Annotated in this window: 13 protein-coding genes; 7 read left to right on the top strand and 6 right to left on the bottom strand. The window is 58.9% G+C overall.

Annotation, left to right across the window (positions count from 1 at the left end):
• Positions 1-13 precede the first annotated feature (13 nt).
• The 3 genes from U5A05_RS08275 to U5A05_RS08265 are packed head-to-tail and all read left to right on the top strand — an operon-like array spanning position 14 to position 4,746.
• The gene (locus U5A05_RS08275; RefSeq protein WP_321836089.1) at positions 14-1,786 is read left to right on the top strand and encodes an N-acetylglutaminylglutamine amidotransferase; all 1,773 of its coding nucleotides are present in this window, start codon (positions 14-16) and stop codon (positions 1,784-1,786) included.
• A gap of 3 nt (positions 1,787-1,789) precedes the next feature.
• A complete protein-coding gene (gene ngg, locus U5A05_RS08270; protein ID WP_321836088.1) occupies positions 1,790-3,535 on the top strand; it encodes an N-acetylglutaminylglutamine synthetase in 1,746 nt (581 codons plus the stop codon).
• Between the two features lie 23 nt (positions 3,536-3,558).
• Positions 3,559-4,746 carry an osmoprotectant NAGGN system M42 family peptidase gene (locus U5A05_RS08265; protein WP_261741618.1) on the top strand — a complete coding sequence of 396 codons (1,188 nt, stop codon included), beginning with the start codon at positions 3,559-3,561 and terminating at the stop codon, positions 4,744-4,746.
• Between the two features lie 110 nt (positions 4,747-4,856).
• Here the strand turns inward: U5A05_RS08265 and cysG are convergent, their stop codons facing one another.
• The 6 genes from cysG to ftsK are packed head-to-tail and all read right to left on the bottom strand — an operon-like array spanning position 4,857 to position 12,389.
• The gene (cysG, locus tag U5A05_RS08260; protein ID WP_261741617.1) at positions 4,857-6,251 is read right to left on the bottom strand and encodes a siroheme synthase CysG; all 1,395 of its coding nucleotides are present in this window, start codon (positions 6,249-6,251) and stop codon (positions 4,857-4,859) included.
• A complete protein-coding gene (gene serS / locus U5A05_RS08255) occupies positions 6,252-7,532 on the bottom strand; it encodes a serine--tRNA ligase (RefSeq protein WP_261741616.1) in 1,281 nt (426 codons plus the stop codon).
• 16 nt (positions 7,533-7,548) lie between these two features.
• Positions 7,549-7,923: a fluoride efflux transporter CrcB gene (gene crcB / locus U5A05_RS08250; protein WP_321836087.1), complete on the bottom strand. Its 375-nt coding sequence runs from the start codon at positions 7,921-7,923 to the stop codon at positions 7,549-7,551.
• Positions 7,920-9,245: a replication-associated recombination protein A gene (locus tag U5A05_RS08245; RefSeq protein WP_321836086.1), complete on the bottom strand. Its 1,326-nt coding sequence runs from the start codon at positions 9,243-9,245 to the stop codon at positions 7,920-7,922. Before U5A05_RS08245 ends, crcB begins: the two co-directional genes overlap by 4 nt.
• A gap of 28 nt (positions 9,246-9,273) precedes the next feature.
• On the bottom strand, positions 9,274-9,894 hold the full coding sequence (gene lolA, locus U5A05_RS08240) for an outer membrane lipoprotein periplasmic chaperone LolA (protein ID WP_133078174.1): 621 nt from the start codon (positions 9,892-9,894) through the stop codon (positions 9,274-9,276).
• 50 nt (positions 9,895-9,944) lie between these two features.
• Positions 9,945-12,389, bottom strand: a complete 2,445-nt coding sequence (ftsK, locus tag U5A05_RS08235) for a DNA translocase FtsK (RefSeq protein ID WP_395247450.1) — start codon at positions 12,387-12,389, stop codon at positions 9,945-9,947.
• A gap of 351 nt (positions 12,390-12,740) precedes the next feature.
• Here ftsK and aat point away from each other — a divergent pair, with 351 nt between their 5' ends.
• The 4 genes from aat (at position 12,741) to U5A05_RS08215 (ending at position 15,276) form a co-directional block, all read left to right on the top strand.
• Complete coding sequence (gene aat / locus U5A05_RS08230) at positions 12,741-13,421, top strand: leucyl/phenylalanyl-tRNA--protein transferase (protein ID WP_261741612.1); 681 nt, start codon at positions 12,741-12,743, stop codon at positions 13,419-13,421.
• A gap of 54 nt (positions 13,422-13,475) precedes the next feature.
• Positions 13,476-14,183 (top strand): arginyltransferase, encoded by a 708-nt coding sequence (locus tag U5A05_RS08225; RefSeq protein ID WP_261741611.1) that lies wholly within the window; start codon positions 13,476-13,478, stop codon positions 14,181-14,183.
• A 98-nt stretch (positions 14,184-14,281) separates the two neighbouring features.
• Positions 14,282-14,500, top strand: coding sequence for a translation initiation factor IF-1 (gene infA, locus U5A05_RS08220; protein ID WP_002553999.1), 219 nt, complete (start codon positions 14,282-14,284; stop codon positions 14,498-14,500).
• A 536-nt stretch (positions 14,501-15,036) separates the two neighbouring features.
• Complete coding sequence (locus U5A05_RS08215) at positions 15,037-15,276, top strand: hypothetical protein (RefSeq protein ID WP_321836084.1); 240 nt, start codon at positions 15,037-15,039, stop codon at positions 15,274-15,276.
• Positions 15,277-15,395: the final 119 nt, after the last annotated feature.

The following is a 15,395-nucleotide window of genomic DNA, read 5'->3' as shown; positions in this document are numbered from 1 at the left end:
GGATTTACACACCATGTGCGGATTAGCTGGCGAGTTACGTTTTGATCAACAACCTGCCGACCTGGCAGCCATCGAACGCATCACCCACCACCTCGCTCCACGTGGCCCCGATGCCTGGGGTTTTCACAGTCAGGGCCCCGTCGCCCTCGGCCATCGGCGCCTGAAAATCATGGACTTGTCCGATGGTTCCGCCCAGCCAATGGTCGACGGCCAACTTGGCCTGTCGCTGGCCTTCAATGGCGCGATCTATAACTTCCCCGAACTACGTACCGAACTTGAAGCCCTGGGCTACAGCTTTTATTCCGATGGCGACACAGAAGTGCTGCTCAAGGGGTATCACGCCTGGGGCGAAGCACTGCTGCCCAAGCTCAATGGCATGTTTGCCTTTGCCATCTGGGAGCGCGATACCCAGCGCCTGTTTATCGCCCGCGACCGTTTGGGGGTTAAACCGCTGTACCTGTCGCGTACCGATGCCCGCCTACGCTTTGCCTCGACCTTGCCAGCGTTGCTCAAGGGCGGTGATATCAACCCGATGCTCGACCCGGTGGCGCTCAACCATTACCTCAACTTCCATGCCGTAGTGCCCGCGCCCCGCACGTTGATTGCCGGGATCGAAAAACTGCCACCGGCGACATGGATGCGCATCGACGCCAACGGGCGTACCGAACAGAAAACCTGGTGGACTCTGCCCTACGGCCCCCATGCCGACGAGGTCAATTTGACCCTCGAAGACTGGCGCGACCGTGTACTCGACAGTACCCGCGAGGCTGTGGCCATTCGCCAACGGGCGGCGGTGGATGTCGGTGTACTGCTTTCGGGCGGCGTTGATTCAAGCTTGCTGGTGGGGTTGCTGCGGGATGTGGGCGTACAGGATCTGTCGACCTTTTCCATCGGTTTTGAGGACGCAGGTGGCGAGCGCGGTGATGAATTCCAGTACTCGGACTTGATCGCCAAGCACTACGGCACGCGCCATCACCAACTGCGCATTGGCGAACACGAAATCATCGAGCAATTGCCAGCGGCCATGCGCGCCATGAGCGAACCGATGGTCAGCCACGACTGTATTGCGTTTTACCTGCTATCACGGGAAGTGGCCAAACATTGCAAGGTGGTGCAAAGCGGCCAGGGCGCGGATGAACTGTTTGCCGGTTATCACTGGTACCCGCAGGTCGACGGCGCCAGCGACCCATATGCCGCTTACCGCGAAGCGTTCTTCGATCGCAGCTATGACGAATACAAGGCGACGGTGCAACCGCAGTGGCTGACGGCCAATGATGCGGCCGGGGATTATGTCCGTGAGCATTTTGCCCAGCCGGGTGCTAGCGCAGGGGTGGACAAGGCCTTGCGCCTGGACAGTACGGTGATGCTGGTGGATGACCCGGTAAAACGGGTCGACAACATGACCATGGCCTGGGGCCTTGAAGCGCGCACACCCTTCCTCGACTACCGGCTGGCCGAGCTCTCGGCGCGGATTCCGGCCCGCTTCAAACTGCCGGACGGCGGCAAGCAAGTGCTCAAGGAAGCCGCCCGACTGGTAATCCCCAGCGAAGTGATCGACCGCAAAAAAGGCTACTTCCCGGTCCCTGGCCTCAAGCACTTGCAGGGCAACACCCTCAATTGGGTGCGCGACCTGCTGCTGGACCCCAGCCAGGATCGCGGCCTGTTTCAACCGGCGATGCTGGATCGATTGCTGAGTAACCCGCAAGGCCAACTGACGCCCCTGAACGGTTCCAAACTGTGGCAATTGGCAACCTTGAACATGTGGCTGAGCGAACAAGGAATCTGACCGATGAAACCCCTCGCTACGGCTTATAGCCAACGTTTGTTACGTGGCCAGACGCCTTCATATGAACGCCTGCAGGCACGCTTTGCCGAAGACGGCAGCGAACTCGACGCCCAGCCCGTCGCCGTGCATTGCGGCTGGGGCCGGTTGCTGATCGGGCATACGTTCCCCGACCCTGGCAGCCTGGCCGATGAGCTGCTCAACGAGCAGCCCGGCGAGCGCGATATTGCGCTGTACGTCGCCGCACCTCAGCGCGTACTGGCGCAATCTCCGCAACAACTGTTTCTCGATCCGTCGGACACCTTGCGCCTGTGGTTTACCGATTACCGCCAGGCCACCCGCGTATTTCGCGGCTTTCGCATCCGCCGAGCACAAAGCGAGGCAGACTGGACCGCGATCAACACGCTGTACCAGGCGCGCTCAATGCTGCCCATCGACCCGGCATTGCTCACCGCCCGTGATCAAGGCGGTCCGGTGTACTGGATGGCCGAAGATGAGGACAGCGGCGCGGTGATTGGCAGCGTCATGGGCTTGAATCATCACACCGCCTTTCACGACCCCGAAAACGGTAGCAGCCTCTGGTGCCTGGCGGTCGACCCGCAGTGTTCGCGTCCCGGCGTCGGCGAAGTGTTGGTAAGGCATTTGATCGAGCACTTTATGAGCCGAGGCCTGAGCTATCTCGATCTATCGGTGCTGCACGACAATGCCTCGGCCAAAAATCTCTACGCCAAGTTGGGTTTCCGTACCCTGTCGACTTTTGCCATCAAGCGTAAAAACGGCATCAACCAACCCCTGTTTCTGGGGCCGGGCCCTGAAGCCGGGCTCAACCCCTATGCCCGGATAGTGGTCGAAGAGGCTTACCGGCGCGGAATCGATGTGCAAATCGATGATGCGCCTGCCGGGCTGTTCACCCTCAGCCACGGCGGGCGGCGGGTTCGCTGCCGCGAATCACTGAGCGACTTGACCAGCGCCATCAGCATGAGCCTGTGCCAGGACAAATGCCTGACCCACAAGGTCTTGAGCCAGGCAGGTTTGAACGTGCCCAGCCAGCAACTGGCCGGTAATGCCGATGACAATTTGGGCTTTCTTGAGCAGCACACCCGGGTGGTGGTCAAACCTGTGGATGGCGAGCAAGGCAATGGCGTGGCGGTGGACCTGGACAACATCGAACAGGTGCAACAGGCCATCGAGGCAGCACGGGCGTTCGATAGCCGGGTGCTGCTCGAAAGCTTCCACGAAGGGCTCGACCTGCGGGTGGTGGTAATCGGCTTTGAAGTGGTGGCTGCGGCCATCCGCCGACCCGCGCAGGTGATGGGCGATGGGCTGCACAATATCCAGCGCCTGATAGAAGCCCAAAGCCGCCGCCGTCAAGCCGCCACCGAAGGCGAAAGCCGTATCCCGCTGGATGCTGAAACCCTGCGCACCGTGCAGGCCGCAGGCTACGAGTACGACAGTATCTTGCCAGCAGGGCAGATACTTGCGGTGCGCCGCACCGCCAATCTGCATACCGGCGGTTGCCTCGAAGATGTAACCGACGTGCTGCACCCGGTGCTGGCCGACGCGGCCATTCGCGCAGCCCGGGCGCTGGATATTCCTGTGGTCGGGCTGGACCTGATGGTGCCTGCTGCCGACCAACCGGACTATGTGTTTATCGAAGCCAATGAACGCTGCGGCTTGGCCAATCATGAGCCACAGCCCACTGCCGAACGTTTTGTCGATTTGCTGTTTCCCCACAGTCAGCCTGCTCTGTAGCTGACTGCCCCTCAGGAGTTTTTATGAATCGTACCCTCCCTGAACCTGACCTCGACTACCTGCAACGGGTATTGCTGGAAATGCTCGCCATCCCCAGCCCCACCGGTTTTACCGACACCATCGTGCGCTATGTCGCCGAACGCCTGGACGAGTTGGGCATTCCCTTTGAGCTGACCCGGCGCGGCACCTTGCGCGCCACCCTCAAGGGCCAGCAAAGCAGCCCGGATCGCGCGGTCTCTGCACACCTGGACACCATTGGCGCCAGCGTGCGGGGGATCAAGGACAATGGCCGACTGATACTGGCCCCGGTCGGTTGCTGGTCCAGCCGCTTCGCCGAAGGCAGTCGCGTTAGCCTGTTTACCGACAATGGCGTGATTCGCGGCAGTGTGTTGCCGTTAATGGCCTCAGGTCATGCATTCAATACCGGGGTGGATGAACTGCCGATCAGCTGGGACCATATCGAGTTACGCCTGGACGCTTACTGCGCCACGCGGGCCGACTGCGACTCGCTGGGGATCAATATTGGCGATTTCGTGGCATTTGACCCGCTGCCCGAGTTCACCGAAAGCGGTCATATAAGTGCCCGGCATCTGGACGACAAAGCCGGGGTCGCGGCCCTGCTCGCAGCCTTGAAAGCCATCGTTGAAAGCGGCGAACAACCACAGATCGATTGTCATCCGCTGTTCACCATCACCGAGGAAACCGGCAATGGCGCGGCAGCCGCCTTGCCCTGGGATGTCAGTGAGTTTGTGGGCATTGATATTGCCCCGGTGGCACCGGGCCAACATTCCAACGAGCACGCGGTGAGTGTGGCGATGCAGGATTCGGGCGGGCCGTACGACTATCACTTGTCGCGGCATTTGCTGCGCCTGGCCAGCGAAAACGAACTGCCGGTACGACGTGACATGTTCCGTTATTACTTCAGCGATGCTCATTCTGCGGTAACGGCCGGGTACGATGTTCGGTGCGCCCTGCTGGCATTCGGCTGTGATGCGACCCACGGTTATGAGCGTACCCATATCGACAGCCTGGCGGCGTTGAGCCGTTTACTGGGCGCCTACATCCTCAGCCCGCCGGTCTTTGCCAGCGATGCGCAGCCCGCACAAGGGTCACTGGATCGCTTCAGTCATCAGATCGAGCACGATGCACAGATGGAGAGCGACACGCGGGTGCCGTCGGTGGAGAGTCTGGTGGGGGATAATCGGGGCTAAAAAGGACCCTGAGACAAATGTGGGAGCGGGCTTGCTCGCGATGCTGGCGACGCGGTCTGTCAGGCAAACCGCAGTGCTACCATCGCGAGCAAGCCCGCTCCCACAAAACCCTAGTCCTGCGACTGAGCGCCTTCGAACCACTTCAGCTTCTCACGCAGCAGCACTACCTCACCCACGATCACCAGTGTCGGCGCATGAACTTCATGCTCCGCCACCAACGTCGGCAAGTCCTTCAAAGTGCCAGTGAAGACACGCTGATTGGATGTAGTACCTTGCTGGATCAACGCCGCCGGGGTGTCTGCTGAACGACCGTGCTTGATCAGTTGCTCACAGATGATCGGCAAACCTACCAGGCCCATGTAAAACACCAGCGTCTGCGCCGGTGCCACCAGGTCATTCCAGGGCAGATTGCTGGTGCCGTCTTTCAAATGGCCCGTCACGAAACGCACAGACTGCGCGTAATCACGATGGGTCAGCGGAATCCCGGCATAGGCCGCGCAACCACTGGCAGCGGTAATCCCTGGCACCACCTGGAACGGAATCCCGTGGGCAGCCAGTTCTTCGATCTCTTCACCGCCACGGCCAAAGATAAACGGATCGCCACCCTTGAGCCGCACCACGCGTTTGCCTTGCTTGGCCAAGTCGACCAGTTGCTGGTTGATCTGGTCTTGCGGCACCGCATGCTCGGCACGACGCTTGCCCACATACACCCGCTCGGCATCGCGACGGCACAGTTCAAGAATCGCCGGGGCCACCAAGCGGTCGTAGAGCACCACGTCAGCTTGTTGCATCAGGCGCAGCGCGCGGAACGTCAGCAAATCCGGATCACCCGGCCCGGCACCTACCAGATAAACCTCACCGGTGGTTTCAGCCGCCTGACCATTGATCTTGGCCAACAGCAAACGCTCGGCTTCAGCGCCCTGCCCGGCCAATTGACGGTCGGCAATCGGGCCCTGGAACACGTCTTCCCAGAACCCGCGACGCTGCTGCACATCAGGGAACAGGCCTTTGACCTGGCTACGAAAGCGCGCCGCGAGGCCCGCCAACTGACCGTAGGTCGAAGGGATCCAGGTTTCAATCTTGGCCCGGATCAACCGCGCCAGCACCGGCGCATCGCCGCCACTGGATACGGCAATGATCAACGGCGAACGGTCGACAATCGCGGGGAAAATCACGCTGCACAGCGCAGGCGCATCCACCACATTGACCGGCACACAGCGGCGACGGGCGTCGGCGGAGACCTGGGCGTTGAGTGGCTCATCGTCGGTGGCGGCGATGATCAGCACACAACCTTCAAGGTCAGCTTCAACATAGCCGCGCAGCACCTGTTCGCCACCGCTGCTGTTTATCAACTCGCACAACTGGGGCTCTATGGCGGGTGCGACCACCCGCAGCACCGCACCGGCATCGGCCAGCAGCCGGGATTTGCGCAAGGCAATCTCCCCACCACCGACCACCAGTACACGGCTGCCACGCAGGTTATGAAACAGCGGCAGAAACTCCATTTAGCCGATGACCTCAATGCCGCCCATGTAAGGCTTGAGCACTTCAGGCACACGGATCGAGCCGTCAGCCTGCTGGTAGTTTTCCAACACGGCTACCAGGGTGCGGCCTACAGCCAGACCGGAACCGTTAAGGGTGTGAACCAGCTCTGGCTTGCCGGTTTCCGGGTTACGGAAACGCGCTTGCATGCGGCGGGCCTGGAAGTCACCGCAGTTGGAGCACGACGAAATCTCGCGGTACTTGTCCTGGCTCGGAATCCACACTTCCAGATCATAGGTTTTGACCGCGCTGAAACCCATGTCGCCGGTGCACAGCGCCAGGGTACGGTATGGCAGTTCAAGCAGCTGCAAAACCTTCTCGGCGTTGCCAACCAGGCCTTCCAGTGCATCCATCGAGGTGGAAGGCTCAACGATCTGCACCATTTCAACCTTGTCGAACTGGTGCTGACGGATCATGCCGCGGGTATCACGGCCCGACGCACCGGCTTCACTGCGGAAGCACGGCGTGTGCGCCACAAACTTGATCGGCAGGGCTTTGTGCTCAACGATTTCGCCGGCGACGATGTTGGTCAGCGACACTTCGGCAGTCGGGATCAGGTACAGATCGGCTTCGCCTTCACGGCTGATCTTGAACAGGTCTTCCTCGAACTTCGGCAACTGGCCAGTACCCTGCAGCGCTGGCGCCTGAACCAGATAAGGCGTGTAAGCCTCTTCGTAGCCGTGCTCGTTGATGTGCAGGTTGATCATGAACTGCGCCAGTGCACGGTGCAGGCGTGCGATTGGCCCACGCAGCAAGGCAAAGCGGGCACCGGACAATTTGGCGGCGGTTTCGAAATCCAGCCAGCCGTATTGTTCGCCCAGCGCAACGTGGTCCTTGATTTCAAAATCGAAGGCAGTAGGCGTGCCCCAGCGACGGATCTCGACGTTGTCGTCTTCATCAGCGCCAACCGGCACGGAAGCATCCGGCAGGTTCGGCAGGCTCAACAGGATCGAGTCCAGTTCAGTCTGGATGGTTTCCAGCTCAACCTTGCCATTGGCCAGATCGCTGCCCATGGTTTCGACACTGGCCATCAGTGGCGCGATGTCTTCACCGCGAGCCTTGGCCTGGCCAATGCTTTTGGAGATGGCATTGCGCTCGGCCTGCAGCTTCTCGGTCAGGGTCTGAACTTCTTTACGCTTGGCTTCCAGCGCGTCGATGCGTGCCACATCCAGCGTGTAGCCACGGGATGCCAGGCGATCCGCTACGTCCTGCAGGTTGCCACGTAACAGTTTGGAATCGAGCATGTCGGTTTCTCGTTTATCAAAGTTTGGTCAGGGACAGGCCAGCCCAGGTTGCGAGCAGCCCGCCGAATACGCTGAGGGCCGCATAGCCCAGTGCCAATGGCACTTGCCCGGTTTCAAGCAGGCGCACCGTATCCAGTGAAAAGGATGAAAAAGTAGTCAAACCACCCAGGAAACCGACCATTAGTCCCGCTCGGACTTCAATCGGTACTTCCGGGCGCATCAAAAAAAGTCCGTAAAGGAGGCCAATCAGCAGGCAGCCCACGATATTAACGGCCAATGTCGCGGTATAAAAGTGCCGCGGCCAATTGGCGCTGATCCAGTTTCCCGTGGCGAAGCGCAACAATGTGCCTGCAACACCGCCCACTGATACAGCAACGATCACTGGGATCACGGTTTTCTCCGCTGTTTGGGGCTGGCACGATCCAGTGCAGCAAGATGTTTGAGCTTCTCGCCGATCTTAAGCTCCAACCCCCGCGGAACTGGCTGATACAGCTGTAACGGCTCCAGCTCGTCCGGATAGTAGTCTTCGCCAGCAGCATAGGCGTCAGGTTCGTCATGGGCGTAGCGGTATTCGTCGCCATAACCCAGTTGTTTCATCAGCTTGGTCGGCGCGTTGCGCAAATGCAGCGGTACTTCAAGCGAGCCGTATTCGGCGGCGCTGCGCAGTGCGGCCTTGAAGCCCATATACACCGCGTTGCTTTTTGGCGCACACGCCAGATAGGTGATGGCCTGGGCCACCGCCAACTCGCCCTCCGGGCTGCCGAGACGTTCTTGCACATCCCAGGCCGACAGGCACAGGCTCAGCGCGCGCGGGTCGGCGTTGCCGATGTCTTCGCTGGCCATGCGCACCACCCGCCGGGCGATATACAACGGGTCGCAGCCGCCGTCGATCATTCGCGCGAACCAGTACAGAGCACCGTCCGGGTTGGAGCCACGCACCGACTTGTGCAGGGCCGAGATCTGGTCGTAAAAGGCTTCGCCACCCTTGTCGAAGCGCCGCTGGGTATCGCCCAGCAGGTTATGCAGCAGGTCGGTGCCGATTTCGCTGTGATCCTCGGCCAGGTCAGAGGCGTTTTCCAGCAGGTTGAGCAGGCGCCGACCATCACCGTCAGCCGCCCGCAGCAAAATCTGGAAGCCTTCATCGCTCAGGCTCAGGCCGCGCTTGCCCAGCCCCTTGTCTTCCGTGAGGGCTCGTTGCACCAGCTTGTGCAGGGCCGCCTCATCGAGGCTTTTGAGCACATAGACACGCGCCCGCGACAGCAGTGCGTTGTTCAGCTCAAAGGAAGGGTTTTCAGTGGTGGCACCGATAAAAATCAGGGTGCCATCTTCGACATAGGGCAAAAATGCATCCTGCTGCGACTTGTTGAAGCGATGCACTTCGTCAACAAACAGGATGGTGCGGCGCCCGTACTGGCCCGCCTGCTGCTTGGCAATTTCGACCGCCTGACGGATCTCCTTGACCCCGGCCAGTACCGCCGAAACGGTTTCAAAGTGTGCATCCGAGACTTCTGCCAGCAACCGCGCCAGGGTGGTTTTACCCACGCCCGGCGGCCCCCAGAAAATCATCGAATGCAGCGCGCCCTGCTCCAGCGCTTCACGCAAGGGCTTGCCGCGAGCGAGCAGGTGTTCCTGACCGACGTACTCATCCAGATTGGCTGCACGTAAACGGGCAGCCAGGGGCTGGGCAATCGGGGCACTTCGAAACAGATCCATGGGCAGCGTTTGAAACCTCTTCCAGGGCTTATTCCTGGATGACATCAGCCCCTTTCGGGATATCGAACTTGAACTTGGAAGCAGGAATCGGCTCGTTGACCTTGACCCCGGTGAACAGGATGTTGGTGCGTTGGCCCACGCTGTCGATCAACTGCATATCGTTGATCTTGCCACCGCGAAACGACAGGCGCAGGGAGTCGAACAGCGTGTCCTTGGTCTTGGGCTTCAAGGTGAAGTCCATCACATCACCGGCTTGCTTGGAGGTGATATCGAAACTGTCGCTGATTTTCGACACATCACCCGACAGCAACAGGGCCGGGGTCTGGGTCAGGCGCTGATCAAGCTTTTTGATCGTGACCTGCTCCAGATCCGGGTCCCACAGCGAAACCTTCTGGCCATCGGAGACCATCAGTTGCTCTTGTGGCGCATCGGTGTGCCAGTAGAACAGGCCCGGACGTTTAACCGACATTTCACCGGCAGTTTCCTGCAATTGAGTGCCACTGCCATCGAGCGTCAGCTGTGAAAAGCGCGCCGTGATGGTGTCGGAGCCGAGCAATTGACCAAGACGTTTCACACTCTCGGCATCGGCATGGGCCGACAGCGAAGAAAAAGCCAGTACCGGTAGCAACAGCATGCTGACAAAACGCATGGACATCCTCATTGATTAGTTAGAACCCGCCCGATACAGCCCTGGGCAGATCAATCGCGCATCGGGGCCGGCGCCAGTACTTCGCGCGAGCCATTAGTGTTCATCGAGGTGACAACCCCGGCCATTTCCATGGATTCGATCATTCGGGCAGCGCGGTTGTAACCAATCTTCAATTTACGTTGAACCGCAGAGATCGAGGCACGACGGCTCTCAAGTACGAACTGTACGGCCTCGTCGTAGAGCGCATCGGTTTCAGCGTCATCACCGCCATCGCTGCTGCCGCCGTCAAAGCCGCTGCCAGGCTCTTCAACCCCGGCAAGGATGTCTTCGTTGTAGTCCGGCGAGCCGCGCAGCTTCCAGGCTTCGACCACACGGTGAACTTCATCGTCGGAAACAAACGCACCGTGTACCCGGATTGGCAGGCTGGTGCCGGGCGGCATGTACAACATGTCACCGTGGCCCAGCAGTTGCTCGGCGCCACCCTGATCGATGATGGTGCGCGAATCGATCTTGCTCGACACCTGGAACGCCATACGGGTCGGGATGTTGGCCTTGATCAGACCCGTGATCACGTCCACCGACGGACGCTGGGTCGCGAGGATCAAGTGAATCCCTGCGGCCCGTGCTTTCTGGGCAATACGGGCAATCAGCTCTTCGACCTTCTTGCCGACGATCATCATCATGTCGGCGAATTCGTCGACCACCACCACGATGGTTGGCAACTTCACCAGCAGCGGTGCTTCGTCGTGAATGCTTTCACGCTTGTACAGCGGGTCGACCAGTGGCTCGCCAGCGTCCTGGGCGTCCTTGACCTTCTGGTTGAAGCCGGCGAGGTTACGCACGCCCATCTTGGCCATCAACTTGTAACGGCGCTCCATCTCGGCAACGCTCCAGCGCAGGGCGTTGGCAGCGTCTTTCATGTCCGTAACCACCGGGCACAGCAAATGCGGGATGCCTTCGTAGATCGACAGTTCAAGCATCTTCGGGTCGATCATGATCAATTTGGCGTCTTCGGGGCCAGACTTGAACAGAATCGACAGGATCATGGCGTTCACGCCCACGGACTTACCGGAACCGGTTGTACCGGCTACCAGCAAGTGCGGCATTTTCGCCAGATCGGTGATCACCGGTCGCCCACCGATGTCATGGCCCAAGGCCAGAGTCACGGGAGACTTGGCGTTGTCGTACTCAGGGGTCGACAGCACCTCGGAGAACCGCACGATCTGCCGGTCTTCGTTAGGAATTTCGATACCGACCGTGGTTTTGCCCGGGATAACTTCAACCACCCGCACACTGGTCACAGCCAGCGAACGCGCCAGGTCTTTGGCCAGGTTGGAAATACGGCTGACCTTGACCCCGGCTGCAGGCTGGATTTCGTAGCGGGTAATCACCGGGCCCGGATGAATCGAGTCCACCGACACTTCTACGCCGAACTCCTTGAGCTTGATTTCAAGCAGGTGACCAACGGCCGCCAGAGATTCAGGGGAGTAGTTGAGCTGTTTTTTCTCTGCCGGATCCAGAATCGAGATCGGCGGCAGCGTGCCTTCAACCGCGCTGTCCACAAACAACGGGGCCTGCTTCTCTTTCTGCACTCGCTTGCTCGGCTCAGGGGCCTTGGGCGGTGCCGGAGCGATAACTGCCGGTACGTGCTTTTCACGCTCGGACATGTGTTTGGTCAACGCCTGCTCACGCTCGATCAGGCGCTCTTTGGCCTTGGCCTGCTCACGCTTGTCGGAAACGCTAGGCGCGACCACGTCATTGACCCGGTTATCAACCTCTCGCAGTTGGGCCACAAGCTGCTTGCGCTCGTTGCGCTCTGACCACCAGCGATTGGCCGCCCCCTGGATCAGTTCAAACAGGTCAAGGGTGATTTTGCCCGTCACGTCCATGACCTTGAACCATGACAGGTCAGTGAATACGGTGAGGCCAAACAGGAACAACGCAATCAGCAACAGGGTACTGCCCTGGATATTCAGCGCATTCTTGGCCAGATCACCCAGGCTTTCGCCCAGAGCACCGCCCGCGCCTGCTGGCAGGCCCACGGCGGAGTGAAAGTGGATATGGGCCAGTGCCGCCCCCGAAATCACCAGAAACACCAGGCCTACCAGGCGCCATGAGAACAACCAGCCACTCCACTGCCAAGGCTGATGCCGTTCGCGGAAGATCTGGTACGCCTTGACCGCCAGCAGCAACGGGAAAATATAGGCAAAGTAACCGAGCACCATAAACAGGATGTCAGCACTGTAGGAGCCCGCAGGGCCGCCGAAGTTCTGCACATCCACGACACGGCTGTTATGGCTCCAGCCGGGATCGTCCTTGCCATAGGTCAACAGGGCCATGATCAGGAACAGGCATAGGGCGCCGATAGCGATCAATGCACCTTCCTTGAGCCGGTAGTGCAACTGTTGACGCCAGAGAGGAACTGCTTTGGGTGCTACTGTGGATTTCTTCAAAACGGGTCTTTTCCTGCGCCTGTGGCGCGCCCAACTATTAATTGACTAAGGTGACTGCAAAATACTGCTCATATCGAGCAGGCGACAAATTCAGACTTTAAATGAAACCAGCCTTGTATTATTCCCTGCAGCAACGTTGGTGCAGTCTAGATCAGCGTAAACAGGCAGGCCATTGTACGGGTTTAAGCCGTTGATGCCACGCTGGCTCAAGCGACGATCAGATTCCACTTGCGCCTGGCTGAGAAGCGCCAATTTGAGCATGTATTACCTTTTGTGACAAAGACTTATACCGCCGTTAAAACAGAGCTTACATTTCGCTGGCAGATCGACTGAGACCGCATTTGCGTGACAGAGTTGCAGCCGCCCTCCCCTTCTTCTGTAAGACCCAAAGCCATGCTGACCTGGTTAAAACGCGACACTCTGACATTCCCGCCCCTGGCAAAAGCCATGCGCGAGCCCAACGGGCTCCTGGCCGCAGGCGGCGACCTGTCGGCAGACCGGCTGATCCAGGCCTATCGCCACGGCTGCTTTCCGTGGTTCAGCGAAGGCCAGCCGATCCTCTGGTGGTCGCCCGACCCGCGCACAGTGCTGTTCCCCGAAGAGCTGCACGTGTCCCGCAGCCTGGGCAAACTGTTACGCCAGCAACGCTATCAGGTCAGTTTTGACCGCGACTTTGCAGCCGTGATTCAGGCATGCGCAGCACCGCGCGATTATGCGGACGGCACGTGGATTACCGACAACATGCAAAACGCCTACATCGAACTGCATGCTCGCGGCCATGCCCATTCGGTTGAAGTCTGGGATAACGGCGAACTGGTGGGTGGACTGTATGGCCTGGCAATGGGGCAGCTGTTTTTTGGCGAGTCGATGTTCAGCCGCGCCGACAACGCTTCAAAGTTCGGCTTTGTCACATTAGTCAGACAGCTGCAGGCTTGGGGTTTTGTACTGATTGACTGTCAAATGCCTACTGACCACCTCGAGAGCCTCGGCGCCCGCTCAATCCCGCGAACGCAATTTGCCGAGTATTTGCGCAATCATCTCGACCAGCCCACACCTGCACAGTGGGTTTTGTAGGCGCACTTTTGCACGCTGGCTTACACTTAATTTAAAGATTTGCGAGGGCCCATCATGACCGAGCTGGCGCGTTTGAAGTTTTATGCCACTCAACCTCACGCTTGCAGCTACTTGCCTGACGAACAGGCCACTACGCTGTTCCTCGACCCCAGTCAGCCGATGGATGTGCAGGTGTATGCCGATTTGTCCGAGATGGGTTTCCGGCGCAGTGGCGACCATCTCTATCGCCCGCATTGCCTGAAGTGCGATGCCTGCACCCCGGCGCGCATTCCTGTTGCGCGCTTTATGCCCAATCGTCAGCAAAAACGCATTTTCAAGCGCAACGCCGATTTACAGGTACAGCCTGTCAAACCAGGGTTCAGCGAAGAAAATTTTGACCTTTATCAACGTTATATCGAGCAACGCCATGCCGATGGCGACATGTATCCGCCCAGCCGCGATCAATTCTCGACGTTTCTGGTACGCGATCTGGCGTTCTCGAGATTCTACGAGTTCCGCCTCGATGGCCGCTTGCTGGCGGTCGCCGTCACTGACGTGCTGCCCAATGGTCTGTCTGCGGTGTACACCTTCTACGACCCTGACGAGGAACGCCGCAGTCTGGGGCGCTACGGGATTCTCTGGCAAATTGCCGAGGCCCGGCGCATGGGGCTGGATGCCCTGTACCTGGGATACTGGATCAAGAACTGCAAAAAGATGAATTACAAGACCGAATACCGGCCCATTGAGCTGCTGATTAATCAGAGATGGAGCTCTCTTGATTGAACCCTTGGCTTAAACCCCATTTTTCGGGCACAATGCACGCCGCTTTTGCCTGGCGCAGTTGCACCGGGCCATTCATTGGACACCGAGGGCTTTACTGCATGTCGAAAGAAGACAGCTTCGAAATGGAAGGCACTGTCGTCGACACCCTGCCCAACACCATGTTTCGTGTGGAGTTGGAAAATGGGCACGTCGTAACCGCGCATATTTCCGGCAAGATGCGCAAGAACTACATTCGTATTCTTACCGGTGACAAAGTGCGCGTCGAGCTGACGCCCTATGACTTGAGCAAAGGGCGTATCACTTACCGCGCTCGCTAATCAAGTCAATACAAAACGCCCGGCTCTGCCGGGCGTTTTTGTTTGCCCGGGATTTGCCTGACACCCACAACATCAGTGGGAGCGAGCCTGCTCGCGATACAGGCGACACCGTCTGCCAAACGAACCGCAGTAATGCCATCGTGAGCAGGCTCACTCCCACGGATTTAGCTGCACTACTAAACTTTGCTCGCCTGTAACTTTTTTGTCTTATTCATTACATATCAAACACTGCACTTTCATAACTTCCAAACTTCCTGAACCGTTGCTGTACCACCGTCACTTGCCAGGCGTTAACATTGACTTACCCCTGCAGTCTAAGTAGATTGCACAGGCCGGTCATTCAGGCCGCCTATAAACTTCACAAAAGAAGCCAATGGACACAGTATCTAGTCGCTGTCCGGTCACCGTAATTACGGAGATCCGGGCGCTAAACCCAGACATTGACGGGACTCGCCTGCACGGCGGGGTCAACTGCGCTAGAGCCTGATGCTCCAACGTAACGACCTCACCGGCGCCGTCCGGTCACGAGGTGTGTTATGACCTTTCAAACCCCTGTACTACCCGGCGTTCGCGCCTTTACCTCGAGCATGCGTGTGAAACTGTCCCGCGAGCCCACTTATGCTCGCTCGACCAAATCACCCTTCTCCACTCCGGTTCCCGGCATAAAACCTGCGCACCGCCAGGTGCATTGGCGCGTCAATCCTGCCACAGGCCAACTGGAGCAGCGCTGGAGCATGGCCGACTCTCAGGACCCGCAGAGTCGCGCTTGGCGCTGATTACCCATTAACTGAAAACAACTTTAATTCACTGGAGTTCCCCATGGAAGAAGCCAGTAGTTACCCGCTGCGTGGGCATTAACAACTTAATTGCAGCGGGACTTTAAAGCGCACTTAAC

This window comes from Pseudomonas kulmbachensis (assembly GCF_963681935.1).
Lineage (GTDB): Bacteria > Pseudomonadota > Gammaproteobacteria > Pseudomonadales > Pseudomonadaceae > Aquipseudomonas > Aquipseudomonas kulmbachensis.
The sequence above is the reverse complement of the archived record's forward strand: the minus strand, read 5'-3'. Positions and strand labels throughout refer to the sequence as shown.